At 71.5% G+C, this 25711-nt stretch carries 20 protein-coding genes; 18 read left to right on the top strand and 2 right to left on the bottom strand.

Annotated features, from left to right (window positions below):
* The first annotated feature begins 69 nt into the window (after positions 1 to 69).
* Together ACZ5WC_RS31035 and ACZ5WC_RS31030 are read left to right on the top strand one after the other, a co-directional pair.
* Entirely contained in the window at positions 70 to 1119 is a 1050-nt protein-coding gene (locus tag ACZ5WC_RS31035) for a bile acid:sodium symporter family protein (protein WP_468543934.1), read from the top strand.
* 30 nt (positions 1120 to 1149) lie between these two features.
* On the top strand, positions 1150 to 1359 hold the full coding sequence (locus ACZ5WC_RS31030) for a helix-hairpin-helix domain-containing protein (protein ID WP_311122214.1): 210 nt from the start codon (positions 1150 to 1152) through the stop codon (positions 1357 to 1359).
* Between the two features lie 113 nt (positions 1360 to 1472).
* Here ACZ5WC_RS31030 and fdhD read toward each other — a convergent pair whose 3' ends face one another.
* Positions 1473 to 2321 carry a formate dehydrogenase accessory sulfurtransferase FdhD gene (gene fdhD / locus ACZ5WC_RS31025; RefSeq protein WP_468543933.1) on the bottom strand — a complete coding sequence of 283 codons (849 nt, stop codon included), beginning with the start codon at positions 2319 to 2321 and terminating at the stop codon, positions 1473 to 1475.
* Between the two features lie 243 nt (positions 2322 to 2564).
* Here fdhD and ACZ5WC_RS31020 point away from each other — a divergent pair, with 243 nt between their 5' ends.
* From ACZ5WC_RS31020 to ACZ5WC_RS30945, 16 genes are all read left to right on the top strand, one after another.
* Positions 2565 to 3524: a beta-ketoacyl-ACP synthase III gene (locus tag ACZ5WC_RS31020; protein WP_468543932.1), complete on the top strand. Its 960-nt coding sequence runs from the start codon at positions 2565 to 2567 to the stop codon at positions 3522 to 3524.
* Positions 3525 to 3718: 194 nt separating this feature from the next.
* A complete protein-coding gene (locus ACZ5WC_RS31015) occupies positions 3719 to 4900 on the top strand; it encodes an ROK family transcriptional regulator (protein ID WP_096628268.1) in 1182 nt (393 codons plus the stop codon).
* Positions 4901 to 5132: 232 nt separating this feature from the next.
* The gene (locus ACZ5WC_RS31010) at positions 5133 to 6656 is read left to right on the top strand and encodes a sugar ABC transporter ATP-binding protein (RefSeq protein WP_468543931.1); all 1524 of its coding nucleotides are present in this window, start codon (positions 5133 to 5135) and stop codon (positions 6654 to 6656) included.
* Entirely contained in the window at positions 6653 to 7705 is a 1053-nt protein-coding gene (locus ACZ5WC_RS31005) for an ABC transporter permease (protein ID WP_468543930.1), read from the top strand. Before ACZ5WC_RS31010 ends, ACZ5WC_RS31005 begins: the two co-directional genes overlap by 4 nt.
* Positions 7706 to 7790: 85 nt before the next feature.
* Complete coding sequence (locus tag ACZ5WC_RS31000) at positions 7791 to 8828, top strand: substrate-binding domain-containing protein (protein ID WP_468543929.1); 1038 nt, start codon at positions 7791 to 7793, stop codon at positions 8826 to 8828.
* A gap of 71 nt (positions 8829 to 8899) precedes the next feature.
* The gene (locus tag ACZ5WC_RS30995; RefSeq protein WP_468543928.1) at positions 8900 to 10132 is read left to right on the top strand and encodes a Gfo/Idh/MocA family protein; all 1233 of its coding nucleotides are present in this window, start codon (positions 8900 to 8902) and stop codon (positions 10130 to 10132) included.
* Between the two features lie 13 nt (positions 10133 to 10145).
* The gene (locus ACZ5WC_RS30990) at positions 10146 to 11150 is read left to right on the top strand and encodes a sugar phosphate isomerase/epimerase family protein (protein WP_468543927.1); all 1005 of its coding nucleotides are present in this window, start codon (positions 10146 to 10148) and stop codon (positions 11148 to 11150) included.
* A gap of 291 nt (positions 11151 to 11441) precedes the next feature.
* Entirely contained in the window at positions 11442 to 15161 is a 3720-nt protein-coding gene (locus ACZ5WC_RS30985; protein WP_468543926.1) for a ThuA domain-containing protein, read from the top strand.
* Positions 15162 to 15255: 94 nt separating this feature from the next.
* Positions 15256 to 16440 (top strand): inositol-3-phosphate synthase, encoded by a 1185-nt coding sequence (locus ACZ5WC_RS30980; RefSeq protein WP_468543925.1) that lies wholly within the window; start codon positions 15256 to 15258, stop codon positions 16438 to 16440.
* A gap of 467 nt (positions 16441 to 16907) precedes the next feature.
* A complete protein-coding gene (locus ACZ5WC_RS30975; protein WP_468543924.1) occupies positions 16908 to 18065 on the top strand; it encodes an SCO3242 family prenyltransferase in 1158 nt (385 codons plus the stop codon).
* Positions 18062 to 18970, top strand: coding sequence for a sugar phosphate isomerase/epimerase family protein (locus ACZ5WC_RS30970; RefSeq protein ID WP_468543923.1), 909 nt, complete (start codon positions 18062 to 18064; stop codon positions 18968 to 18970). Before ACZ5WC_RS30975 ends, ACZ5WC_RS30970 begins: the two co-directional genes overlap by 4 nt.
* Positions 18964 to 19635, top strand: a complete 672-nt coding sequence (locus ACZ5WC_RS30965; protein ID WP_468543922.1) for an EboA domain-containing protein — start codon at positions 18964 to 18966, stop codon at positions 19633 to 19635. Before ACZ5WC_RS30970 ends, ACZ5WC_RS30965 begins: the two co-directional genes overlap by 7 nt.
* Positions 19635 to 20492, top strand: coding sequence for a TatD family hydrolase (locus tag ACZ5WC_RS30960; RefSeq protein WP_468543921.1), 858 nt, complete (start codon positions 19635 to 19637; stop codon positions 20490 to 20492). The genes ACZ5WC_RS30965 and ACZ5WC_RS30960 overlap by 1 nt, the downstream gene beginning before the upstream one ends.
* A gap of 4 nt (positions 20493 to 20496) precedes the next feature.
* A complete protein-coding gene (gene eboE / locus ACZ5WC_RS30955) occupies positions 20497 to 21672 on the top strand; it encodes a metabolite traffic protein EboE (RefSeq protein WP_468543920.1) in 1176 nt (391 codons plus the stop codon).
* On the top strand, positions 21669 to 23099 hold the full coding sequence (locus ACZ5WC_RS30950) for a nucleotide pyrophosphatase/phosphodiesterase family protein (protein ID WP_468543919.1): 1431 nt from the start codon (positions 21669 to 21671) through the stop codon (positions 23097 to 23099). The genes eboE and ACZ5WC_RS30950 overlap by 4 nt, the downstream gene beginning before the upstream one ends.
* Positions 23100 to 23178: 79 nt before the next feature.
* Positions 23179 to 24309, top strand: coding sequence for a sugar phosphate isomerase/epimerase family protein (locus tag ACZ5WC_RS30945; protein WP_468543918.1), 1131 nt, complete (start codon positions 23179 to 23181; stop codon positions 24307 to 24309).
* Between the two features lie 97 nt (positions 24310 to 24406).
* Here ACZ5WC_RS30945 and ACZ5WC_RS30940 read toward each other — a convergent pair whose 3' ends face one another.
* The gene (locus ACZ5WC_RS30940; RefSeq protein WP_468543917.1) at positions 24407 to 25711 is read right to left on the bottom strand and encodes a DUF2254 domain-containing protein; all 1305 of its coding nucleotides are present in this window, start codon (positions 25709 to 25711) and stop codon (positions 24407 to 24409) included.

Raw genomic sequence — 25711 nt, 5'->3', positions numbered from 1 at the left:
TCCCGGAGCCCGGCATGGCCCGATGCCCGATGCCCGATGAACGAACCGTCCCGTGGAGCACCCGAGCACATGATCCGCCGCCTTCCGAAGCCGCCGTCCTGGCTGCCCGTCGACGCGTACATCCTGGCGCTGATCGGCACCGTCGTTCTCGCGGCGCTGCTGCCCGCCCGGGGCGCCGCCGCGGACGTGGCGGGCGGTGCCTCCACCGGTGCGGTCGCCCTGCTGTTCTTCCTGTACGGGGCGCGGCTCTCGACGGCTGAGGCGCTCGCCGGGCTGAGGCACTGGCGGCTCCACCTCACGGTCCTGGCCTGCACGTTCGTCGCTTTTCCGCTGCTGGGGCTGGCGAGCAAGGGGCTGGTGCCGTACGTGCTGACGCCGGAGCTCCAGGCGGGCTTCCTCTTCCTGTGCCTGGTGCCCTCCACGATCCAGTCCTCGATCGCCTTCACCTCGATCGCCCGGGGCAACGTGCCCGCCGCGATCTGTGCCGGGTCCTTCTCCAGCCTCGCCGGGATCTTCGTGACCCCGCTGCTGGCCGCCCTGCTGCTCGGCTCGGCCGCCGGCGGGTTCTCGGCGGACTCCCTGCTGAAGATCGTGCTCCAGCTGCTCGTCCCGTTCCTCGCCGGACAGCTGCTGCGCCGCTGGATCGGCGGTTACCTCGTCCGGCACAAGAAGGTTCTCGGCCTGGTGGACCGTGGCTCGATCCTGCTCGTCGTCTACACCGCGTTCAGCGAGGGCATGGTGGCCGGTGTCTGGCAGCAGGTCACCCCGGCCCGCCTCGCCGCCCTGCTCGGCGCCGAGGCGGTGCTGCTCGCCCTGATGCTCGCGCTGACCTGGTCCGGGGCGCGGTGGCTCGGGTTCGGCCGGGAGGACCGGATCGCCATCCAGTTCGCCGGATCGAAGAAGAGCCTGGCGGCCGGGCTGCCGATGGCGAGCGTGCTGTTCGGGGCGCACGCGAGCCTGGCAGTGCTGCCGCTGATGCTCTTCCACCAGATGCAGCTGATGGTCTGCGCGGTGATCGCCAAACGCCGCTCCCGCGACCCGGAGGGGCAGGACCCGGCGGCCTCCGAGGACTCCGGCGCCGGGCCGTTGTCGGACCCGGCGGTTACGGTGACCCGGTAGCGCCGATCACCGCCGATACGGAGGACCGCCATGCCCGGCCGGCCTGATGCCGACGACTTCCCGCACGCCGCGGGCAACCCGGCCCGCGGCGCCCTCCGCGCGGCGGGTTGCACCCGGCTCACCCAGCTCACCGCCCTGACGGCCGCTGAGGTGCTGGCGCTGCACGGGGTCGGCCCGAAGGCGATCCGGGTGCTGCGCGAGGCGCTGGCCGCCGAGGGGCTGTCGTTCGCGGGGGAGTGAACCACGGATTCCGGCATGCGGTGAGGGCGGCCGAGCGGTCACTCCCGCCGGGCGCGCGAGTCCTCCCCCCTGTCGGGCGGGCCTGAGCCGTCACCCCTGCCGGGCCCGAGCCGTCACCCCTGCCGGGCCCCTGCCTCAAGCGCGATCCGGTGCTCACCCGCGTACACGTTCATCGACGGCCCCCGCAGGAAGCCGACCAGCGTCAGGCCGCTCTCCGCCGCCAGGTCCACCGCCAGGGACGACGGCGCCGAGACCGCCGCCAGCACCGGAATGCCCGCCATCACGGCTTTCTGCGCCAGCTCGAACGAGGCCCGCCCGGACACCAGCAGCACCGCGCGCGACAGCGGCAGCCGGGAGTCCGTCAGCGCCCGGCCCACCAGCTTGTCGACCGCGTTGTGCCGACCGACGTCCTCCCGTACGTCCAGCAGCTCGCCCTCCTCGGAGAAGAGGGCGGCCGCGTGCAGCCCGCCCGTCCGGTCGAACACCTTCTGCGCGGCCCGCAGCCGGTCCGGGAGGGCCGACAGCAGCTCGGGAGAGAGGCGGACCGGGGGAGCGTCGGCGACCGGGTGGCGGGTCGTGGTGCGTACCGCGTCGAGGCTCGCCTTGCCGCACAGGCCGCACGAGGACGTCGTGTAGACGTTCCGCTCCAGCGTGATGTCGGGCACCACGACGCCCGGCGCGAGCTTCACATCCACCACGTTGTACGTGTTGACGCCGTCCGTCGTGGCTCCGGCGCAGTAGACGACCGACCGCACCTCGTCCCCCTCGGCGATCACTCCTTCGCTGACCAGGAACCCCACGGCCAGCGCGAAGTCGTCGCCGGGCGTCCGCATGGTGATGGCCAGGGGTCTGCCGTTCAGCCGGATCTCCAGGGGCTCTTCCGCCACCAGGGTGTCGGCGCGGACGGAGACGGCGCCGTCCCGGATGCGGAGGGTGCGGCGGCGTTCGGTGACCCGTCCCATACAGTTGAACCCGATTCTGTCCGTGTGCGGAGGCCCCGTGCCGAGTGCGGGAGCCGGAACCTGACCCCGCCATTGTCCGACACACCGACCGGCCTGTCGCCGTCGCCCGCACAGCACGTTGACCAGGCAGTTGTCAACGCTCCAACGTCCGGCCCGGATTCCTGTGGGATCACGTGCCCTCGTACCGGACGGTAGCGACCAAGACTGGATGGTTCCTGCCCTACGTCCCGAGGGGAACCCCGTATGACCGGCTCACGTGTCGTGGCGCTCGGCCACTATCAGCCCGCCAAGGTGCTCACCAACGACGACCTGGCGGCCATGGTCGACACGAGCGACGAGTGGATCACGAGCCGGGTCGGCATCAAGACCCGGCACGTGGGAGGCCCCGACGAGCCGGTGGACGAACTGGCGGCGCACGCGGGAGCCAAGGCGCTGGCCGCCGCCGGTCTCCAGCCCTCGGACATCGATCTGGTCCTCGTCGCCACCTCCACGGCCATCGACCGGTCCCCGAGCATGTCGGCGCGGGTCGCCGCACGGCTCGGCATGGGCTCGCCCGCCGTGATGGACATCAACGTGGTGTGCTCCGGGTTCACCCACGCGCTGGCCACCGCCGACCACACGATCCGGGCCGGTGCGGCGACCCGGGCGCTGGTCATCGGCGCCGACAAGATGGGAGACATCGCGGACTGGACCGACCGCTCCACGTGCGTCCTGCTCGGCGACGGAGCGGGCGCCGCGGTCGTCACCGCCGACCCGGGCGCCCCCGACACCCCGGGCGGCCCCGGGATCGGGCCGGTGCTGTGGGGATCGGTGCCGGAGATGGGCAACGCCGTACGGATCGAGGGGACGCCGCCGCGCTTCGCGCAGGAGGGCCAGTCCGTCTACCGCTGGGCCACCACCCAGCTGCCCCCGATCGCCCGGCAGGTCTGCGAGAGGGCGGGCATCGCACCGGAGGACCTGGCAGCCGTCGTCCTGCACCAGGCCAATCTGCGGATCATCGAGCCGGTCGCCCGGAAGATCGGCGCGGTCAACGCGGTCATCGCCCGGGACGTCGTCGACTCCGGCAACACCTCCGCCGCGTCCATTCCGATGGCGCTCTCCAAGCTGGTCGAGCGCGGCGAGGTCGCCTCCGGCGCGCCCGTCCTGCTCTTCGGCTTCGGCGGAAACCTCTCGTACGCGGGACAGGTCATCCGCTGCCCCTGAGCGCTGCCCGCGTCGCTCCTCAGGCCACTCCCCGCGTCACTCCGCACGTCGCCCCGGAGCACCTTTGTCCTGGGCGTGGAGAAAGTCGGGGCTGATCCCTGCGCAACTTCTTCCCACCCCGGGAAAGCGCTGCTACGTTCCCCTCGAAAGCCCGACGGACTGGCCGATGTGGCGGGGAGGGACGCGTGAGACGTATGACGGCACGGCCCGCGAACGCGCATCAGGCGCGGCTGCTCCGGCTGCTGCGCGACGGGGGCCCCAACTCCCGTGCCCAGCTGGGTGATCAGGTCGACCTCTCGCGCTCGAAGCTCGCCGTCGAGGTGGACCGGCTGCTGGAGACCGGCCTGGTGGTGGCCGACGGACTCGCCGCATCCCGTGGCGGACGCCGCTCGCACAACGTCCGGCTCGCTCCCGAACTGCGTTTCCTCGGGGTCGACATCGGTGCGACCTCGGTCGATGTGGCCGTCACCAACGCGGAGCTGGAGGTACTGGGACACCTCAACCATCCGATGGACGTGCGCGAGGGGCCTGTGGCCGTCTTCGAGCAGGTGCTGTCGATGGCCGCCAAACTGCGGGCCTCCGGGCTCGCCGACGGCTTCGACGGCGCGGGTATCGGAGTCCCCGGCCCCGTGCGCTTCCCCGAAGGTGTGCCGGTCGCGCCGCCGATCATGCCCGGCTGGGACGGCTTCCCGGTCCGTGAGGCGCTCAGCCAGGAGCTGGGCTGCCCCGTCATGGTCGACAACGACGTGAACCTCATGGCGATGGGGGAGCAGCACGCGGGCGTCGCCCGCTCCGTGGCCGACTTCCTCTGCGTCAAGATCGGCACGGGTATCGGCTGCGGCATCGTCGTCGGCGGCGAGGTGTACCGCGGTACGACGGGCAGCGCGGGCGACATCGGGCACATCCAGGTGACACCGGACGGCCGGGCCTGCGCCTGCGGCAACCGGGGCTGCCTGGAAGCCCACTTCAGCGGTGCGGCCCTCGCCCGGGACGCGGAGGACGCGGCCCGGGAGGGGCGGTCGCCCGAGCTCGCCGTCCGGCTGGCGGCGGCGGGCCGACTCACCGCCGCCGATGTGGCCGCCGCCGCGGCGGCCGGGGACGCGGCCTCCCTCGACCTGATCCGCGAAGGCGGAAACCGGGTCGGCCAGGTCATCGCCGGTCTCGTCAGCTTCTTCAATCCCGGTCTGGTGGTGATCGGCGGCGGGGTCACCGGCCTCGGTCACAACCTCCTCGCCAGTGTCCGCACCCAGGTCTACAAGCAGTCGCTGCCCCTGGCCACCGGCAATCTCCCCATCGTGCTGGGCGAGTTGGGGCCCGCCGCCGGAGTGACCGGCGCGGCCCGGCTCATCAGCGACCACCTCTTCTCACCGGCCTGACCCGGGGCCGTACGCACCACCGTTCCGCCACTCGCCAGGTCTTCATCAGGTACTCGTCAGGCATTCGTCCCTACGCATCAGGTACTCAGCTCCTCAGGTACCGGCCGGCAGCCGTTCGCGGTGCCGTCGGCTCCACGGCACCTCCAGCCCCGCGCCCTGTCCGCTCACCGGCCCTCCCCGCCCCCTCGGCCCGTCCGAGCAGGGGAGACCCCATTCGCCGAGGGGATTCGTCATGGCACCAGAACCACCCCTGCTCACCATGTCCGGCATCACCAAGTCCTTCCCCGGCGTACGCGCCCTGGACGGCGTCGACCTGGAGGTCCAGGCCGGCGAGGTCCACTGCCTCCTCGGCCAGAACGGTGCGGGCAAGTCCACCCTCATCAAGGTGCTTGCCGGAGCCCACCAGCCCGACGGCGGAGAGATCACCTGGCGCGGCGACACCGTCCAGCTCAGGTCGCCGATCGCCGCCATGCGCCTGGGCATCGCCACCATCTACCAGGAACTCGACCTGGTCGAAGGGCTGTCGGTGGCCGAGAACGTCTTCCTCGGCCACGAACCGACCAGTGCGGGCTTCATCGTCCGTACGGGGGAGGGGCGTTCGGCCGCGGGGGCGCTGCTCGCCCGCCTCGGCCACCCGGAGATCGACCCCGCCCGGCCGGTCGGGGACCTCTCGGCCGCCCAGCAGCAGATCGTCTCCATGGCGCGGGCGCTCTCCCACGACGTACGGCTCATCGTCATGGACGAGCCCTCAGCCGCCCTCGACCCCGACGAGGTCGACAACCTGTTCCGGATCGTCGACGGCCTCACCGCCGACGGGGTCGCCGTCGTCTACATCTCGCACCGGCTGGAGGAGATCCGCCGCATCGGCGACCGGGTCACCGTCCTCAAGGACGGCCGGGCCGTCGCCGTCGGGCTGCCCGCCGCCGACACACCCACACGCGACATCGTTGCCATGATGACCGGCCGGGACGTCGCGTACGTCTTCCCGCCGCGCCCCGAGGAGCCCGCCGGCCCCCCGGCGGATCCCGTACTGCTGGTTCAAGGCCTGTCCCGTGAAGGGGAGTTCGCCCCCGTCGATCTGGAACTGCGGCCGGGTGAGATCGTCGGCCTCGCCGGACTCGTCGGCTCGGGGCGCTCCGAGATCCTGGAGACGATCTACGGCGCCCGCCGGGCGACCACCGGGACCGTCACCGTCGCGGGCAAGGAGCTCCGCCCCGGCAGCGTCCGCGCCGCCGTAGCCGCGGGCATCGGGCTTGCCCCCGAGGAACGCAAGGCGCAGGCCCTGCTGCTCACCGAATCGGTCACCCGCAACGTCTCCGTCTCCTCCCTCTCCCGCTTCGCCCGGCTCGGCTGGATCGACCGGGGCGGTGAACGGAAGGCGGCCCGGCAGGCCACCCGGGAACTCTCGCTCCGGCCCGACAACCCGGACGCCGCCGTCCGGACCCTCTCCGGCGGCAACCAGCAGAAGGCTGTCCTGGCCCGCTGGCTGCTGCGCGGCTGCCGGGTCCTGCTGCTCGACGAACCGACCCGTGGCGTCGACGTCGGCGCCCGCGCCGAGCTCTACGCCGTGATCCGCCGGCTGGCCGACGAAGGCCTCGCCGTCCTGCTCGTCTCCAGCGAAGTGCCCGAAGTGCTGGGCCTCGCCGACCGGGTGCTGGTGCTCCGGGAGGGACAGGTGGTCCACACCGCCCCCGCCCGGGAGCTCGACGAGCACCGCGTACTCGACCTCGTGATGGAAGGGAGCCCGACGCCATGACACAGCCCGCCCCGTCGGCGCAGCACAACGGGCCGGACAAGGGGGACCTCACCGGTCCCGCCGGCCCGCCGCCGTCGAAGACGGGCGGCGAGCGGCCCGGCCTCGGCCTGCGGCTCGACGTCCGGACCCTGTCCCTGCTCGGCGTGCTCGCCGCCCTCGTCCTGGTCGGCGGCATCACCGAACCGGACGCCTTCCTGGACACCGGGAACCTCCAGCTGATCCTGACCCAGGCGTCCGTCATCGGGGTCGTCACCGTCGGCATGACCTTCGTCATCACCAGCGGCGGCATCGACCTCTCCGTCGGAGCCATGGTCGCCCTCGCCTCCGTCTGGGCGACGACCCTGGCCACCCAGGAGTACGGCTTCGCGGGCATCGCGTTCACCGCCGTGATCGTCGGTGTCGCCGCCGGACTCGTGAACGGCGTCCTCATCGCGTACGGCGGAATGGTCCCGTTCATCGCGACGCTCGCCATGCTCGCCTCGGCCCGCGGTCTCGCCCTCCAGATCACGGACGGCAAGACCCAGATCGTCACCGTCGACCCGGTCCTGAACCTCGGCCTGCCCGACTCCTACATCCTCGGGGTGCCGCCGCTCGTCATCATGTTCGCCGTGGTCACGATCGTCGGCTGGCTGATCCTCAACCGCACCACCTTCGGCCGCCGCACGGTCGCCGTCGGCGGCAACGCGGAGGCCGCCCGGCTCGCCGGGATCGACGTCCGCCGGCAGCGCCTCTACCTCTACGTCCTGTCCGGCCTCTGCTGCGGCATCGCCGCCTTCATGCTGATCGTGCTGTCCGGATCCGGCCAGAACACCAACGGCAACCTCTACGAACTCGACGCCATCGCCGCCGCGATCATCGGCGGGACCCTGCTCAGCGGCGGCCGCGGCACCATCGTCGGGTCCGTCCTCGGCGTCCTCGTCTTCACCACGATCACCAACATCTTCGCGCTCAACAACCTCCAGAGCGACGTCCAGCAGATCGCCAAGGGCGCCATCATCGTCGCCGCCGTCCTCGTCCAGCGCCGCACCCTGCGCGGCGGCGAGACCTGAGCAGCCGTGTAAACCCCCGGCACACCCCGCACCCTCCCCGCACCCGCACGCCGTACCCACCCACCGGACGAAGGGGCAGACCGCCATGCCAGAAACCAGCCGCAGAGGGCTGCTGTTCGGAGCCGCAGCCGTCTCCACGGGCGCCCTCCTCACCGCCTGCACCAGCAACGAGCCGAAGAACGCCGAGCCCGCGGGCAACAGCCAGCCCGCGGCCGACGACAATCCGGGCAAGCCCGTCACCATCGGCTTCGCCGGACCCCAGGCCGACCACGGCTGGCTCAACGCCATCAACGTGAACGCCAAGTCCCGGGCGGAGAAGTACTCCGAGGTGACGCTGGAGATCACCGAGGGCTCCAACGACACCGCCGCCCAGATCGGCCAGGTCAAGACCCTCATCAACAAGAAGGTCGACGTCCTCGTCATCCTCCCCGCCGACGGCAAGGCCCTCACCCAGGTCGGCCTGGAGGCCATGAAGGCGGGCATCCCCGTCGTCAACCTGGACCGCATCTTCGCCTCCCCGCAGGCCTACCGATGCTGGGTCGGCGGCGACAACTACGGCATGGGCCTCAACGCCGGGCACTACATCGGCGAGCAGCTCAAGGGCAGGACGAACGCCAAGGTCGTCGAACTCGCCGGGATCGACAACCTGGAGCTGACCAAGCAGCGCAGTCAGGGCTTCTCCGACGCGCTCAAGAACTACCCCGACATCGAGCTGGTGGCCCGTCAGTCCGCCGACTTCACCGTCGAGTCGGGGCAGGCGAAGATGGCCCAACTCCTTCAGGCGCAGAAGCAGTTCGACGCCCTGTGGAACCACGACGACGACCAGGGCGTCGGAGCGCTGCGCGCCATCGAGCAGGCGGGCCGCGACGAGTTCATCATGGTCGGCGGGGCCGGGGTCAAGTCCGCCATGGAAGCCATCAAGGCCGACGACGGAGTCCTGAAGGCCACCGTCCTCTACCCGCCGACGATGGCCGCTTCCGCCATCGACCTCGCGCGCGCCCTCGGCCAGAGCAAGGGCATCAGCGGCCTCTCCGAGATGGAGATCCCGACCTCGCTGACCCTGTACTCCGCCGTGGTCACCAAGGACAACATCGACCAGTACCTGCCGACGGGCTTCAACTGACCGGGATTCCGGGGGATGCGGACGGCGCGTCCCCCGGCCCGTTACCGCACACCGACGAGGAGGAAGTCCGCATGGCCCGTAGTCAAGAGACGGAAACGCAGACCGCCGCAGCACCGCCGCCGCAGCAGGCGCCAGGAACGCTCGGGGTCGGCATGGTCGGTTACGCGTTCATGGGCGCCGCCCACTCCCAGGGGTGGCGCACCGCGGGACACGTCTTCGACCTGCCGGTGCGGCCCGCTCTCGCCGCGATCTGCGGACGCGACCGTGCGGCGGTCGACGCCGCGGCCGCCCGGCACGGCTGGGCGGCCGCCGAGACCGACTGGCGGGCGCTGATCGCCCGGGACGATGTCCAGCTCATCGACATCTGCACCCCCGGCGACAGCCATGCGGAGATCGCCATCGCCGCCCTGGAGGCGGGCAAGCACGTGCTGTGCGAGAAGCCGCTCGCCAACACCGTCGCGGAGGCCGAGGAGATGGTCCGCGCCGCCGAAGCGGCCAAGGCCCGCGGCCAGGTGGCGATCGTCGGCTTCAACTACCGCAAGGTGCCCGCCATCACGTACGCCAGGCAGCTCATCGCGGACGGCCGCCTCGGCACCCTGCGCCACGTACGGGCCAGCTACCTCCAGGACTGGCTGGTGGACCCCGCCTCCCCGCTGACCTGGCGGCTCCAGCGCGAACGCGCGGGCTCGGGCGCGCTCGGCGACCTGGGGGCGCACATCGTGGACCTCGCCCAGTACCTGGCGGGGGAGCTGCTGACCGGGGTGTCGGCCGTGGCTGAGACCTTCGTGCGGGAGCGGCCGCTGCTCGCCGGGCCCGTCGCCGGTCTCTCCGGCGGCGCGGACGCGACGGAGCTGGGCGACGTGACCGTGGACGACGCGGCGGTCTTCACCGGCCGTCTCGCCTCCGGGGCGCTGGCCTCCTTCGAGGCGACCCGGATGGCGGCGGGACGCAAGAACGCGCTGCGGCTGGAGATCAACGGGGAGCTGGGGTCGCTCGCCTTCGACCTGGAACGGCTCAACGAGCTCTCCTTCCACGACCACACCGAACCCGCCGCCACCGCCGGCTTCCGCCGCATCCTGGTCACCGAACCCGAACACCCCTACCTGGAGGCCTGGTGGCCGCCGGGCCACGGCCTCGGCTACGAGCACACCTTCGTCCACCAGGCGCGCGACGTGATCCGCACGATCACCGAAGGCACCGAACCCCGGCCCTCGTTCGCGGACGGGCTCCAGGTGCAGCGGGTGCTCGCCGCCATCGAGGAGAGCGCCGCCAAGAACTCCGTACACACCCCGGTCCCCTCCTAGGAGGTCCTCGCCCATGCCCCGACCCTTCACCCTGTTCACCGGCCAGTGGGCCGACCTCCCGCTGGAGGAGGTCTGCCACCACGCCCGGGACTTCGGCTACGACGGCCTCGAACTCGCCTGCTGGGGAGATCACTTCGAGGTCGACAAAGCCCTCGCGGACCCCGGCTACCTGGACGGCAGGCACCAACTGCTCGACAAGTACGGGCTGAAGTGCTTCGCCGTCTCCAACCACCTGGTCGGCCAGGCGGTCTGCGACAGCCCGATCGACGAACGCCACCAGGGCATCCTGCCCGCCCGCATCTGGGGCGACGGCGAGGCCGAAGGCGTACGGCAGCGGGCCGCCGCCGAGATCGCCGACACCGCACGGGCGGCCGCCGCCTTCGGGGTCGACACGGTGGTCGGGTTCACCGGATCGTCGATCTGGCACCTCGTCGCGATGTTCCCGCCGGTCCCGCCCCACATGATCGAGCGGGGCTACGAGGACTTCGCGGAGCGCTGGAACCCGATCCTGGACGTCTTCGACGCGGAGGGCGTGCGCTTCGCCCACGAGGTGCACCCGAGCGAGATCGCGTACGACTACTGGACCACCGTGCGGGCGCTCGAAGCGGTGGACCACCGGCCCGCGTTCGGGTTGAACTTCGACCCGAGCCACTTCGTCTGGCAGGACCTCGACCCGGTCGGCTTCCTCTACGACTTCCGGGACCGGATCTACCACGTGGACTGCAAGGAGGCCCGCAAGCGCCTCGACGGCCGCAACGGCCGCCTGGGCTCGCACCTGGCCTGGGGCGACCCCCGGCGCGGCTGGGACTTCGTCTCGGCGGGGCACGGCGACGTGCCCTGGGAGGACGTGTTCCGGATGCTCCGGTCCATCGGCTACGAGGGCCCCGTCTCCGTGGAGTGGGAGGACGCGGGCATGGACCGGCTGACCGGTGCGCCGGAAGCGCTTGCCAGCCTCAAACGGTTCGACTTCGACCCGCCGTCCGCCACCTTCGACGCGGCCTTCGGCGGCGGCGAGTAGCGCCGCAGGCAGGGCAGTTCCGGGGGGAACGAGGCTTTCATGAAGGCCTCCCGGGGCTGCCTCGCCCTGCCCGCAATCTCGTTTGTCCTGCCGGAAGCAGAAGTTCGACTTGGCTGTTGCACAAGGGCTTTCCGTCATGGACGAACAGGTCTACCGTCCACCTCGTGTACACGACATGACTCGCGTCACCGGGGTCGCTCCCGGCTCCGGTGAGGCACGCGCGGCAGTCCCCGCGCGGCACGGCACGGCTCCAACCCGCCCGTACAACCGGCACTCTCCGGAGGACCTTTCGTGCACCGAACCAGACAGCGTCTCCTTGCCCGGACCCGCGTACGCAGATCGCTCGCGCTGTTCACCGGCGGACTCCTCACCGCCGCGACCCTGGCCCTCGGCTCCGCGCCCGGCGCCACCGCCCACCCGGGCCACCCCGGGCACGAGGCGCCCGCGGCGGAGGACTTCCAGCAAGTCACCCTCGCCAAGGGCGTGGAGGAGACCGGCGAGCCCATGTCGCTGGCCGTCCTCCCCGACCGCAGCGTGCTGCACACCTCGCGCGGCGGCGAGCTGCGGATCACCGACAGCGCGGGCAACACCCGCATCTCCGGCACCCTCCCCGTGTACACCCACGACGAGGAAGGCCTCCAAGGCGTCGGCGTCGACCCGGACTTCGCCGAGAACCGTGCCGTCTACCTCTTCTACGCACCCCTGATGGACACCCCGCCCGGCGACGCCCCCGAGACCGGAACCGCCGCCGAATTCGAGAGATTCGACGGAGTCAACCGGCTCTCCCGCTTCGTCCTGAACGAGGACGGCACCCTCGACACCGCCAGCGAGAAGAAGGTTCTCGACGTCCCCACCTCGCGAGGCATCTGCTGCCACGTCGGCGGCGACATCGACTTCGACAAGGACGGCAACCTCTACCTCTCCACCGGCGACGACACCAACCCCTTCGCCTCCGACGGCTACACCCCGATCGACGAACGCCCCGACCGCAACCCGGCGTTCGACGCCCAGCGCACCTCCGGCAACACCAACGACCTGCGCGGCAAGATCCTGCGTATCAAGGTCGCCGAAGACGGCTCGTACACCATTCCCGAGGGGAACCTCTTCGAGCCCGGAACGGACAGGACCCGCCCCGAGATCTACGCGATGGGCTTCCGCAACCCGTTCCGCTTCTCCGTCGACCAGGCCACCGGCATCGTGTACGTCGGTGACTACGGCCCCGACGCCGGCGCGGCCGACCCGGACCGCGGCCCCTCCGGGAAGGTCGAGTTCGCCCGGGTGACGAAGGCGGGCAACTTCGGCTGGCCGTACTGCGTGGGCGAGAACGAGCCGTACACGGACTACGACTTCGCCACCAGGACATCCGGCGCGGCCTTCGACTGCGCCGCACCGAAGAACGAGTCGCCGCACAACACCGGCCTCGTCGACCTGCCTCCGGCCGAGGCCGCCTGGATCCCGTACGACGGCGGATCGGTACCCGAGTTCGGCACCGGCTCCGAGTCCCCGATGGGCGGTCCCGTATACCGCTACGACGCCGGCCTCGATTCCCCGGTCAAGTTCCCCGAGGCCTACGACGGCGACTTCTTCGCCGGTGAGTTCGGCCGCAGGTGGATCAAGCGCATCGAGCAGGACGCCGACGGCGCCGTCCAGTCCATCAACGACGTGCCGTGGTCCGGTACGCAGATCATGGACATGGCCTTCGGCCCGGACGGGGCGCTGTACGTCCTCGACTACGGCCTCGCCTGGTTCGGCGGCGACGAGAACTCCGCGCTCTACCGCATCGAGAACGCCACCGGAGGCCGCTCGCCCATCGCGGAGGCCTCGGCGAACAAGACGTCGGGCACCGCGCCGCTGAAGGTGGGATTCTCCTCGGCGGGCACATCGGACGCCGACGGCGACGCGCTGACCTACTCCTGGGACTTCGGCGACGGCGGCACCTCGACCGCCGCCAACCCCACGTACAGGTACAAGAAGAACGGCACGTACGTCGCGACGCTCACCGCCGAGGACCCGACCGGCCGCACCGGCTCGGCCAGCGTCCACGTGACCGTCGGCAACACCGCCCCGACCGTGGAGCTGGTGCTCCCCGAGGACGGGCAGCTCTTCGAGTTCGGTGACTCCGTGCCCTTCAAGGTGAACGTCAGGGACCCGGAGGACGGGACCATCGACTGCACCGAGGTCGAGGTCAAGTTCACCCTGGGCCACGACAGTCACGGCCACGACATCACCACCGAACACGGCTGCGAAGGCACCATCAAGACCGCCATGGAAGGCGGCCACGACCCGAACGCCAATATCTACGGCGGCATTTCGGCCTCGTACACCGACAACGGAGGCGGCGGCCAGGCCGAGCTGACCGGCAAGGACCAGGCGCGGCTCCAGCCCAGGCACCGGCAGGCAGAGCACTACGACGACTCCTACGGTGTCACCACCCCGAGCAAGGAGAGCGCGCACGGCGGCAGGACCGTCGGCGACATCCACAACGACGACTGGATCTCCTTCAGGACGTACGTCCTCGGCGGCACCACCAAGCTCACCGCCCGTATCTCGTCGGCCGGTTCGGGCGGCTTCCTCGAAGTGCGCACCGGATCGCCCACCGGGAAGATCCTCGGCTCGGGACCGATCCCGGTGACCGGCAGCTGGGACACCTTCCAGGACGTCGACATCCCGTTGCGCGGAGCCCCGAAGAAGCAGACGGAACTCTTTCTCGTCTTCAAGGGCGGTGACGGAGCCCTCTACGACGTGGACGACTTCGAGCTGTCGAACACTCCGGTCGACAAGACGGCCAAGCGCGTCCTGGTCTTCTCCAAGACCGCCGGCTTCCGCCACGACTCCATTCCGGACGGCATCGCCGCCCTGAAGGAGATCGGCAAGGACACCAACATCACGGTCGACTCCACCGAGTCCGCCGCCCAGTTCACCACCAGCAACCTCGCCCGCTATGACGCCGTCGCCTTCCTCTCCACCACCGGTGACGTCCTCAACGCCGAGCAGCAGAAGGCGTTCGAGAACTACGTTTCCACCGGCGGCGGATACGTCGGCATCCACGCGGCCGCCGACACCGAGTACGACTGGGAGTTCTACGGTGGCCTCGTCGGCGCCTACTTCGACTCCCACCCGCGGATCCAGCCCGCCACCGTCCGCGTCGAGGACCACGACCACCCCGCCACCGCCCATCTGGACGAGGAGTGGGAGCGCACCGACGAGTGGTACAACTACCGCACCAATCCCCGGGACAAGGCCAAGATCCTCGCCACCCTGGACGAGACCACCTACACCGGCGGCAACATGAAGGGCGACCACCCGATCTCCTGGTGCCAGAACTACCAGGGCGGCCGGTCCTTCTACACCGGCCTCGGCCACACCAAGGAGTCCTACGCCGAACCGGCCTTCCGCAGCCACGTGCTGGGCGGCCTGCGCTACGCCACCGGCCAGGTCAAGGCCGACTGCAAGCCGGACAAGGGCTACCGGACCATCTTCAACGGCAAGACTCTGGAAGGCTGGAAGCAGTCGGGCCCGGGGCAGTTCGCCGTCAAAGACGGCGCCCTGCACTCCGAGGGCGGCATGGGCCTGCTCTACTACCAGGCGAAGGAGCTGAAGTCCTACTCCCTCAAGCTCGACTGGAAGATGGCGGGCGACGACAACTCCGGTGTCTTCGTGGGCTTCCCGGAGTCGGACGACCCCTGGTCGGCGGTGAACAACGGCTACGAGATCCAGATCGACGCCACCGACGCGGCCGACCGCACCACGGGTGCCGTCTACGGGTTCAAGTCGGCCAATATCAAGGCCCGTGACCGTGTCCTGCGGCCGCCGGGGCAGTGGAACAGCTACGAGATCAAGGTCCAGGGCGAACGTCTGCGGATCTTCCTCAACGGAACGAAGATCAACGACTTCACCAACACCGACCCCGTCCGCAGCCTGAAGGACGGCTACATAGGCCTCCAGAACCACGGGGCCGACGACCAGGTGTCGTTCCGCAACATCCAACTGAAGGAGCTGCCCTCGACGTAGGGCGGCCGCCTCTGCCGACGGCGGGCGGGGGGAAGCGCGCACACCTTCCCCCCGCCCGCTGTCCTCCACCCCGACCCCCTCAGGGAGGCAGCCCGTGACCGCACACGCCGATCGTGAACGCCGCTCCGGCGCCCCAGGCCGTTCCGACGCGCCAGGCCGTTCCGACGCTCCACGTCGCACCGGCGTCTGGTTCATCGGGGCACGCGGCTCCGTCGCCACCACCGCCACCGCAGGGTGCGCGGCCATCGCGGCGGGCCTCCACCCGCCGACCGGCATGGTCACCGAGACGCCCCCCTTCGCCGACAGCGGCCTGCCGCCCCTGACCAGCCTGGTCTTCGGCGGCCACGACACCCTCGACTGCCCGCTGTCCAAGCGGGCCGAGGCGCTGGCCGAGGGCGGGGTGCTCCCGTACGGGCTGCCGTCCGCCGTACGCGCGGAACTCGACGCCGCCGACGCCGAGATCCGCCCGGGCGGACCGCTTCCCGGTGACCACCGCGGTGACGGGGAGCTCATCGCCGCGTTCGCCGCCGACCTCACCGACTTCGCCCACCGCCACGACCTGGCACGCACTGTCGTCATCAACGTCGCCTCCACCGAACCCGCTCCCGGCCCCGACGCCCCCCGGCTGCCCGCCAGTTCGCTGTACGCGGCAGCGGCCCTGAGGGCCGACTGCGCCTACGCCAACTTCACCCCCTCCACCGGACTGCGCACCCCCGCGCTCACCGACACCGTCGCCTCCTGCCGACTTCCCCACGCCGGACGCGACGGCAAGACCGGCCAGACGCTGCTCCGGTCCGTACTCGCCCCGATGTTCCTCCAACGCGCCCTCGCGGTGCGGGCGTGGTCCGGGTCGAACCTGCTGGGCGGCGGGGACGGGGCGGCGCTGGCCGACCCGGCGGCCGCGGCCGCCAAGAACGCGGGCAAGGAACGCGTCCTCGCCGACACCTTCGGCAACGCCCCCGAGGGCGAGGTCCACATCGATGACGTACCGGCGATGGGGGACTGGAAGACGGCCTGGGACCACATAGCCTTCGACGGCTTCCTCGGCTCCCGCATGATCCTCCAGACCATCTGGCAGGGCTGCGACTCGGCGCTCGCGGCCCCCCTGGTCCTGGACCTGGCGAGGCTGCTCGCCCGCGCCCACGAGACCGGCATCAGCGGCCCCCTGCCGGAGCTGGGTTTCTACTTCAAGGATCCGGACGGCGGCACGTCGGCCGCGCTGGCGGAGCAGTACGCCACCTTGCTGGCCTTCGCCGAGCGGCTGCGGGACCAGGCATGAGGCGGCGCCTGACGGCCCTCGCGGCCGCACTCCGGACCACCCCTCAACGCGGTGGCCGGACGTCCGCCGCGCCCGAAGACGGCCTGTCCGGTACGGGCGGGACTGCGCCCGCACCGGACAGGCTCCGGACGCCCCCCACGGGCCTGAACGGGAGAGGCGGTGCCGATACGTCTGCGTCCGCGTCTGCGTCCCGGCATGGAGGCCGGGGCGGAGGCGGGGAAACGGCGGCCGCTCCGGGTGCGGAGGCGTGGGCCCGGGGAGGGGGCGGTGGCCCGGGCCCGGGCGGGACCTCGACCTCAGGCCCGGGGGCTGGGGGCAGGGGTGCCGCCGCGGTCCGGGGCTCGGGTGCACGCCCCGGAAGCGGCGCTCACCACGCAGCCGGTCGGGGAGCGTACCCGGGCCGGACCCCGCGCCCCGCGCGTCTACGGGCATGGGCGGAACTGCTCCGCGTCTCCGCCCTGTTCTCCGTGCCCGGTGACGCGCTGGCCGGGGCGGCCGCGGTGGGCCGCCGGCCCGGCCGGGCCACCGCGCTCGCCGTGGGCGCTTCGCTGTGCCTGTACGAGGCGGGGATGGCCCTCAACGACTGGGCCGACCGCGACGAGGACGCCGTCGACCGCCCGCACCGCCCGATCCCCTCGGGCCGCGTCAGCCCGGCCGCTGCACTGGGCGTGGCCGGAGTGCTGACGGCGGCGGGCCTGGCCCTGGCCGCACGGGCGGGCCGCCCCGCGCTGACCGTCGCCACGGGCCTGGCCGCCACGGTCTGGGCCTACGACCTCCACCTGAAGCACACGAAGGCGGGCCCTGCGGCGATGGCGGCGGCCCGCTCCCTGGACCTGCTGCTGGGCGCGACGGCCGCGGCGACGGCGACGGGGGCGACCGGTGGGGCGGCATCCGGTCGGCGCGGTCGTCGGCCCGACAACGTTGCCGCACCGGCGTCCTCGGTGGCAGGAACCTCCGTAACGGCGGCTCCGGCACCGGCGGCAGGTATCCCGGCACCGGCGCGCGGCGCCCTGTCCACATCCCTGCTCGCTCTGCCCGCCCTGCCCGCCGCCCTGGCGCTCGGCGCACACACCTACGGCGTCACCGCCGTGTCGCGCCACGAAGCGCAGGGTCGGTCGACCGGCGCACCGCTCGCGGTGCTGGCCACCACGACGGCACTCGCCGCGGCAGTGCTGCGAGAGCCCCGGGGACAGACGCTCGACCCACCCGGCACGAGTGCAACCACCGCCGAGGCAGCAACGACTGCTCCCAGCAGGCGGACAACCTCCCCCGGCGCAAGTGCATTCGCCCCCGGCGCAAGGGCAACCGCCCCCGGCGCAAGGGCACCATCCCCCGGAGCGGGGCACCACCGCCCAGGCCGACCCACCTGGTCCACCGCCTCCCTCCGTCTCCTGGTTCCCGCGTTCACCGGGGTCTACCTCCGTACCGCCGGACCACCCCTCCTGCACGCCGCGCTCAACCCGTCCCCGCCCCTGACCCAGCGGGCGGTCGGCGGGGGCATCCGGGCCATGATCCCGCTCCAGGCCGTGCTCGCCGCCCGCGCCGGGTCCCCGGTCACCGGTCTCGTCGTCATGGGGCTCGTCCCCCTTGCCCGCACCCTCGCCCGGAAGGTGAGCCTCACATGACCCTCCACCTCGGATACGGCACCAACGGGCTCACCGACCTCCGCCTCGGCGACGCCCTCGGGCTCCTCGCCGACCTCGGCTACGAGGGCGTCGGGCTGACGCTCGACCACATGCACCTGGACCCCATGGCCCCGGACCTCGCCGAACGCACCCGGCAGGTCCGGCGCAGGCTCACCGCCCTCGGGCTGCGGGTCACTGTCGAGACCGGCGCCCGCTATGTCCTCGACCCGCGCCGCAAGCACGGCCCCTCCCTCATCGACCCGGACCCCGACGCCCGGGCCGCCCGCACCGCGCTCCTCGTCCGCGCCTTCGATGTGGCAGCCGAACTCGGTGCGCACGCCGTCCACTGCTTCAGCGGCATCACCCCGCCGGACACCCCGCCGGAGACCTCGACGGGCACCCCGCCGGAGACCTCGACGGGCACCGTCTGGAAACGCCTGACCGAAACGCTCACCCCCGTTCTCGAAGCCGCCGACCGGTCCGGCACCCCCCTCGCAGTCGAACCAGAACCCGGTCACCTCCTCGCCACCCTGGCCGACTTCCACCACCTCCGGGCTCTCCTCGGGAACCCAGGGCCCCTCGGCCTCACGCTCGACATCGGTCACTGCCAGTGCCTGGAGGAGGCGACCCCCGTGGAGTGCATCAGGGACTCCGCCCCCTGGCTCCGGCACGTCCAGATCGAGGACATGCGGCGCGGGGTCCACGAGCACCTCCCGTTCGGTGACGGGGAGATCGACTTCCCGCCCGTACTCGCCGCTCTCGCCGCGTCCGACTACCGGGGCCTCACCGTCGTCGAACTGCCCCGCCACTCGCACGCGGGCCCCGAACTGGCCCGCACCTCCTTCGACTTCCTGCGCAACGCCATGGCGGGCGACGCCGAAACGAAGGGAGCCGCCCCGTGCTGAAGCCCCGCGAGGAACTCGACACCGAACTGGACGACACCGCCCGCACCTGGCTCGCGGAGGCCGTCGCCGAGGCCGCCCCCAGCACCCGCACCCCCTCTCCCTACGCCACGTCCTCCTCCGCCTCCTCCATCTCCTCCTCCACCCCTTCCATCTCCTCCGCCCCCTCGTCATGGGAGCTGAGCTATGCCGCGGCGGGCCGCCACTGCGGACCGGAGCACGCCGACTCCGTACGCTCCCTCCTCCTCGTCGCGGCCCGCGCCTCGCTGCGGGACGTCACCCGGCTCTACGAACAGGGCACCGCCGCCGAACGCCGCGCCGTCCTGCTCACCCTGCACCTCCTCGACCTCGGCGACACCGCTCTCCCGCTCGTCGACGACGCCCTGCGCACCAACGACACCCGGCTGATCGCCGCGGCCGTCGGCCCCTACGCCGCCGCCCACCTGGCCCCGCACGCCTGGCGGCACGCGGTGCTGAAATGCCTGTTCACCGGGGTGCCGGTGGAGGCCGTCGCCCGGCTCGGCGAACGCGCCCATGAGGACACCGAACTCGCCCGCATGCTCCGTGACTTCGCCGCCGAACGCACCGCCGCAGGCCGCACGGTCCCGGAAGACCTGCGCACCGTCCTCGCCCTCACCACCCCCGCCGCCCCCACGGAGGAGTCCTGATGCGCATCTTCGACCCCCACATCCACATGACGTCCCGGACCACGGACGACTATCAGGCGATGTACGACGCAGGCGTCCGCGCCCTCGTCGAACCCTCCTTCTGGCTCGGCCAGCCCCGCACCTCACCCGCCAGCTTCTTCGACTACTTCGACGCGCTGCTCGGCTGGGAACCCTTCCGCGCCTCCCAATACGGCATCGCGCACCACTGCGCGCTCGCCCTCAACCCCAAGGAGGCGAACGACCCCCGCTGCACCCCCGTCCTGGACGCACTGCCCCGCTATCTGGTCAAGGACTCCGTCGTCGCCGTCGGTGAGATCGGCTACGACTCGATGACCCCGGCCGAGGACCACGCCCTCGCCGCCCAGCTCCGGCTCGCCGCCGAACACGGGCTGCCCGCCCTCGTCCACACCCCGCACCGCGACAAGCTCGCCGGCCTGCACCGCACGCTCGACGCCATCCGCGCATCGCACCTCCCCCCGGAGCGCGTCCTGCTCGACCACCTCAATGAGACAACCGTAAAGGCCGCCACTGACAGTGGCTGCTGGGCCGGGTTCTCCATCTACCCGGACACCAAGATGGACGAGGACCGGATGGTCGCCATCCTCCGGAACCACGGCACCGAGAAGATCCTCGTCAACTCCGCGGCCGATTGGGGGAAGAGCGACCCGCTCAAGACCCGCAAGGTCGCCGACGCCATGCTGAAGGCCGGGTTCACCGAGGACGACGTCGACCAGGTCCTGTGGCGCAACCCCGTCGCCTTCTACGGACAGAGCGGCCGCCTCCAGCTCGACACCGCCGTGCCCGACCAGCGCCGACCGCTCCACGAGGGCAACTCCATACTGCGCGGCGGGGAGTGAGGCGATGCGCTTCCGCCACCCGGACGGCTCCACCGTCCACCTCGCCTACTGCACCAACGTCCACCCCGCCGAAACCCTGGACGGCGTCCGCGCCCAGCTCCGCGACCACTGCGAACCGGTCCGCCGCCTCCTCGGCCGGGACCGGCTCGGCATCGGTCTCTGGCTCGCCCGGGACGCGGCCCGCACGCTCGTCAACGACCCCGCCGAACTCCGCGCGCTGCGCGCCGAACTCGACAGCCGCGGCCTCGAAGTGGTCACCCTCAACGGCTTCCCCTACGAGGGATTCGGCGCCGACGAGGTCAAGTACCGCGTCTACCGGCCGGACTGGACCGAACCCGAACGCCTCGCCCACACCACCGACCTCGCCCGCCTCCTCGCCGCTCTCCTCCCCGACGACGCCACCCAGGGCACCATCTCCACCCTGCCCCTCGCCTGGCGCACCCCCTACGGCGAAGACCCCGAGGCCGCCCGTACCGCGCGCGTCGCCCTCGTCGCCCTCGCCCAGCGGCTCGACGCGCTCGCCGAACTGACCGGCAAGTCCATCCGGATCGGCCTCGAACCGGAACCGGGCTGCACGGTGGAGACCACCGCCGACGCCATCGCCCCGCTCACCGACGTGGCCCACGACCGCATCGGCATCTGCGTCGACACCTGCCACCTCGCCACCTCCTTCGAGGACCCCGACACCGCGCTCGACGCACTCACCGCCGCCGGCATCCGGGTCGTCAAGTCGCAGCTCTCCGCCGCCCTGCACGCCGAACGCCCCCACCTGCCAGAGGTCCGCACCGCGCTGGCAGCCTTCGCCGAACCGCGCTTCCTGCACCAGACCCGCACCAGCACCGCGGCCGGGCTGCGCGGCACCGACGACCTCGACGAGGCAATCGGCGGTCGGGCGCTCCCCGACAGCACGCCCTGGCGGGCTCACTTCCACGTACCGCTGCACGCGCCGCCCGCGCCCCCGCTCACCTCCACCCTGCCCGTGCTGCGTACCGCGCTCGCCCGCCTCGTCGGCGGACCGGTGCCGCTGACGAGACACCTTGAGGTGGAGACGTACACCTGGCAGGCGCTGCCCGTCGAACTGCGGCCCCGCACCCGCACCCAGCTCGCCGAAGGTATCGCCGCCGAACTCACCCTCGCCCGCGACCTCCTGGTCGACCTCGGCCTCAAGGAGCTGCCATGAGCACGGACAGCACGGACAGCACGGACAGCCCACCCCGGGCGGGCGGCGAGAGCCGCCCCACCCCCCTCCTCGTCCTCGACGTCGTCGGCCTCACCCCGCAGCTCCTGGCCCATATGCCGAACCTCAGGGCCATGGGGGAGCGGGGCACCAAGGCCCCGCTCGCCACCGTCCTGCCCGCCGTCACCTGCGCCGCCCAGTCGACGTTCCTCACCGGCACCATGCCCGCCGAACACGGCATCGTCGCCAACGGCTGGTACTTCCGCGAGCTCGGCGACGTCCTGCTGTGGCGCCAGCACAACGGGCTCGTCGAGGGCGACAAACTCTGGGACGCGGCCCGCCGCGCCCACCCCGGCTACACCGTCGCCAACATCTGCTGGTGGTACGCGATGGGCGCCGACACCGACTGGACGGTCACCCCGCGCCCCGTCTACTACGCCGACGGCCGCAAGGAACCCGACTGCTACACGCGGCCCCCCGCCCTGCACGACGAACTCACGGACGAGCTCGGCACGTTCCCCCTCTTCCACTTCTGGGGACCCGGTGCCGACCTCGTCTCCTCCCAGTGGATCATCGACGCCACCCGGCACATCATCGCCACCCGCACCCCCGACCTCGCTCTCTGCTATGTGCCCCACCTCGACTACGACCTCCAGCGCTACGGCCCCGACGACCCGCGCGCCCACCGGGCCGCCGCCGACCTCGACCGGGCCATGGCCCCGCTGCTGGCGGACGCCCGTGCCGAAGGCCGTACCGTCGTGGCGCTCTCCGAATACGGCATCACCCGCGTGAGCCGCCCCGTCGACATCAATCGGGCGCTGCGCCGGGCGGGCCTGCTGGAGGTGCACACGCAGGACGGCATGGAGTACCTCGACCCGATGGCCTCCCGGGCCTTCGCCGTCGCCGACCACCAGCTCGCCCACATCTACGTACGCCGCCCCGAGGACCTGGAGGCGACCCGGGCCGCCCTCGCGGACCTGCCCGGCATCGAGCAGCTGCTCGACGACGAGGGCAAGAAGGCGCACCACCTGGACCACCCCCGCTCCGGCGAACTGGTCGCCGTGGCGGAGAAGGACGCGTGGTTCACGTACTACTACTGGCTCGACGACGCACGGGCCCCCGACTTCGCCCAGCTCGTAGAGATCCACCGCAAGCCCGGCTACGACCCCGTCGAGCTCTTCATGGACCCCGAGGACCCCTACGTCCGTGTCAAGGCCGTCTCGGCGGTCGCCCGCAAGAAGCTCGGCCTGCGCTACCGCATGGCGGTCGTCCCCCTTGACCCCGCACCTATCCGGGGCAGCCACGGCCGCCTCCCCGCGAGCGACGACGAAGGTCCGCTCATCCTGTGCTCCACCCCCCACGCGTTCACCGACCGGGTCAGGGCCACCGAAGTGAAGTCCCTGCTCCTCCAGCTTGCCGGACTGCACTGACAACCACCCGGCACCGCACCCAGTACCCACCAGTCACCGTCACCCCATCCGACAGGTCACTCAAGGGAGTCACGCGAACATGAGCCGCACCTCCAAGGACACCGAACTCGCCCGCAGACTGAGCCGCCGCAACGTCCTCGGCGTCGCCGCCGGAGCCACCGCCGCCACGATCATCGGCACCGCGAGCGCCCAGGCCGCAGGCCGGGACAGGGGCCAAGGCCACGGCAACGGCCACGGCAACGGCCACGGTCACGGCAAGGGAGACGGCCACGGTCATGACCACGGCCACGGCCACGGCAAGGGGAGGGGGAAGGGAAAGCCCGTACTGCCCCCGGGCCGCCTCGGTATCCAGCTCTACAGTCTGCGCGACCAGATCTCCACGCTCGGCTTCGCACCGGTCTTCGCCGAGCTGGAGAAGTACGGCTACGACGAGATCGAACTCGCGGGCTACACCCAGGGCTCGGCAGGCCCCATCACCCTGGCCCAGCTCAAGCGGCTGGCCCGGGACCACGGCCTCCACCCGATCGGCAGCCACGTCGGCTACTACGACGACGGGAACCCCGACGCCTACACCTTCGCCCAGAACCTGGAAAGGGTGCTCGACGACGCCCAGGCCCTCGGACTCCAGCACATCGGGACGCCCTCCGGTCCCTTCCGCTACGGCTCCACGGTGGACGGCTGGAAGCGGGTGGCCGAGGAGTTCAACATCTACGGGGCGGCCGCCCGCAAGCGCGGCATGAAGTTCTACCAGCACAACCACGCCGAGGAGTTCTCCTTCGCGACCGACAAGCCGCGCGTGCGCCTCTACGACGTGCTGCTCGCCGAGACCGACCCGGACCTGGTCTACCTGGAGATGGACATCTACTGGGCCTACTGCGCCCAGTTCCGCTTCAGCAAGCGTGCGGACGGGACCCCGGCCCCGCTCGACCCCCTGAAGTACGTACTGAAGCACCCGGACCGCTACCCCCTGTTCCACGTCAAGGACGGGGTCCGTGACGACTCGACCCGCGACGGGTACCGCATGTCCGACGTCGGTGACGGGGACATCGACTACAAGACGTTCCTGTCCAAGGTCACCAACCGGACCCACCGCGGCCGCTCCTACCACCACTGGCAGGCCGAGCACGACAACCCGGTCGACTCGCTCGCCTTCGCCCGCAAGTCGAGCGAACACCTGCACTCCCTGCGCAAGGGCCGCTGCGGCGACTGACGCGCGAGGGGCCGGGACCGCCGGAGGCCTCCGGCGGTCCCGGCCCCTACCTTCCCTGCCCTTCCCTGCCCTGCCCCCCTAACGCTGTGACGTGCTCCTACCCGATGCCCTGCCGGTCCGGAAGAAGGGCGAACTCCCGGTCGGCGCTCACCGGTACCGTGCGCTCCACGGTCTCCACGAGCAGGGCTCGGTGCCTGATCAGCGGCTTCTTCCGCTCCTCGGGGGCGAGCAGGAGCAGATCGTCCAGCCCCGCAACGAGTCGGCGCATCACCTGGGGGCTGCCGGCCACACACCAGCGGATCTCCTCGAAGGCGAGGTCGACCAGGTCCTCCCAGCCCGGACCGTCCTGCACCAGCCGCACCCGCCCGGCCCGGTCCCGGTGGTGGACCGTGCCGAGCGGCAGCCGCACCACCGCCGCCAGGATCTGCACGCTCCGGTCCAGGCACTGGACGGCGGTGGTCGGGTCGTTCACCGCCGTCGACAGAGCCCGCAACGCGATGTCGGTGAGCTGGCGCAGTCCGAACGCCAGGTCCTGGTGCAGGGTGCGCTCCACCGAGACGGAGACCGCGTACCGCAACCGGTGCCGCGGCGGTAGGGCCCCGCCGTGGACGGCGAGCACCGGCGTCCCCGGCACCACGAAGTCCCCGACCCGAGGGATCAGCCGCAGGACGACGTCCTGCCGCCGGGCGGCCCGCACCAGACGCGCCGTGTTCACGTCCCGCAGCACCCCGGCGCGCCCCTCGTGCATCGCCCGTGCGGTCTCCGGCCCCAGCTCATCAGCCCCCTGCGGCCCCCTCGGCATCCTGCCCAGGACCCGGAACGAGTCGCGCGCGATCCTGTCGACGACCGGCCCGACCTGCATCAGCCGCAGCGTCGCGCTCACATAGATGACGAACAGCAGCAGGCTCATCCCCAGCAGCAGCAGGATGAGGAGGCTCTGCACCAGGGGGACCGAGACCACCAGCCGGGGGTCGGTCTCGCTCTCGTACGAGGACAGGACCAGCAGCGAGAACAGGAACGTCGCAAGGAAGACCGTCAGCGTCAGCTTGCTGATCCGGCTCCTGACGAAGATCCGCACCACGCGGGGCGTGAGCTGTCCGCTGGCCATCTGCACCGCGACCAGCGAGATGCTGAAGACGACACCGATGAACGTCATCATGGCCGAGCTGATCGTGGTGACGATCGTCTTCGCGTCCTGCGAGAACGAGATCAGCACGGCGAGCTCGTCGTACGCCTCCTCCCGCTGGAACAGGGAGACGATCTCGTCATCCACCTCGGTGGCGCCCAGCCACAGCACGAACACACAGACGAACCCCATGGTCGGGGCGAACCAGAACGTGTCGCGCAGGTGCTCGCGCAGAGGGGACAGCGGACGGGGCGGGCGGTAGCCGCGATCAGTCAT

Source organism: Streptomyces sp. NPDC033165 (assembly GCF_055577965.1).
This window is presented reverse-complemented; position numbering and strand designations above follow the sequence as displayed.

What these genes read in the sequence shown, in the direction of transcription:
- ACZ5WC_RS30960 (WP_468543921.1), top strand. Translation starts at nt 19,635, where the DNA reads ATGCGCATCTTCGACCCCCACATCCACATGACGTCCCGGACCACGGAC.
- ACZ5WC_RS31020 (WP_468543932.1), top strand. Translation starts at nt 2,565, where the DNA reads ATGACCGGCTCACGTGTCGTGGCGCTCGGCCACTATCAGCCCGCCAAG.
- ACZ5WC_RS31030 (WP_311122214.1), top strand. Translation starts at nt 1,150, where the DNA reads ATGCCCGGCCGGCCTGATGCCGACGACTTCCCGCACGCCGCGGGCAAC.
- eboE (WP_468543920.1), top strand. Translation starts at nt 20,497, where the DNA reads ATGCGCTTCCGCCACCCGGACGGCTCCACCGTCCACCTCGCCTACTGC.
- ACZ5WC_RS30940 (WP_468543917.1), bottom strand. Translation starts at nt 25,711, where the DNA reads ATGACTGATCGCGGCTACCGCCCGCCCCGTCCGCTGTCCCCTCTGCGC.
- ACZ5WC_RS30945 (WP_468543918.1), top strand. Translation starts at nt 23,179, where the DNA reads ATGAGCCGCACCTCCAAGGACACCGAACTCGCCCGCAGACTGAGCCGC.
- ACZ5WC_RS31010 (WP_468543931.1), top strand. Translation starts at nt 5,133, where the DNA reads ATGGCACCAGAACCACCCCTGCTCACCATGTCCGGCATCACCAAGTCC.
- ACZ5WC_RS30950 (WP_468543919.1), top strand. Translation starts at nt 21,669, where the DNA reads ATGAGCACGGACAGCACGGACAGCACGGACAGCCCACCCCGGGCGGGC.
- ACZ5WC_RS30995 (WP_468543928.1), top strand. Translation starts at nt 8,900, where the DNA reads ATGGCCCGTAGTCAAGAGACGGAAACGCAGACCGCCGCAGCACCGCCG.
- ACZ5WC_RS31005 (WP_468543930.1), top strand. Translation starts at nt 6,653, where the DNA reads ATGACACAGCCCGCCCCGTCGGCGCAGCACAACGGGCCGGACAAGGGG.
- ACZ5WC_RS31015 (WP_096628268.1), top strand. Translation starts at nt 3,719, where the DNA reads ATGACGGCACGGCCCGCGAACGCGCATCAGGCGCGGCTGCTCCGGCTG.
- ACZ5WC_RS31035 (WP_468543934.1), top strand. Translation starts at nt 70, where the DNA reads ATGATCCGCCGCCTTCCGAAGCCGCCGTCCTGGCTGCCCGTCGACGCG.
- fdhD (WP_468543933.1), bottom strand. Translation starts at nt 2,321, where the DNA reads ATGGGACGGGTCACCGAACGCCGCCGCACCCTCCGCATCCGGGACGGC.
- ACZ5WC_RS30970 (WP_468543923.1), top strand. Translation starts at nt 18,062, where the DNA reads ATGACCCTCCACCTCGGATACGGCACCAACGGGCTCACCGACCTCCGC.
- ACZ5WC_RS30990 (WP_468543927.1), top strand. Translation starts at nt 10,146, where the DNA reads ATGCCCCGACCCTTCACCCTGTTCACCGGCCAGTGGGCCGACCTCCCG.
- ACZ5WC_RS31000 (WP_468543929.1), top strand. Translation starts at nt 7,791, where the DNA reads ATGCCAGAAACCAGCCGCAGAGGGCTGCTGTTCGGAGCCGCAGCCGTC.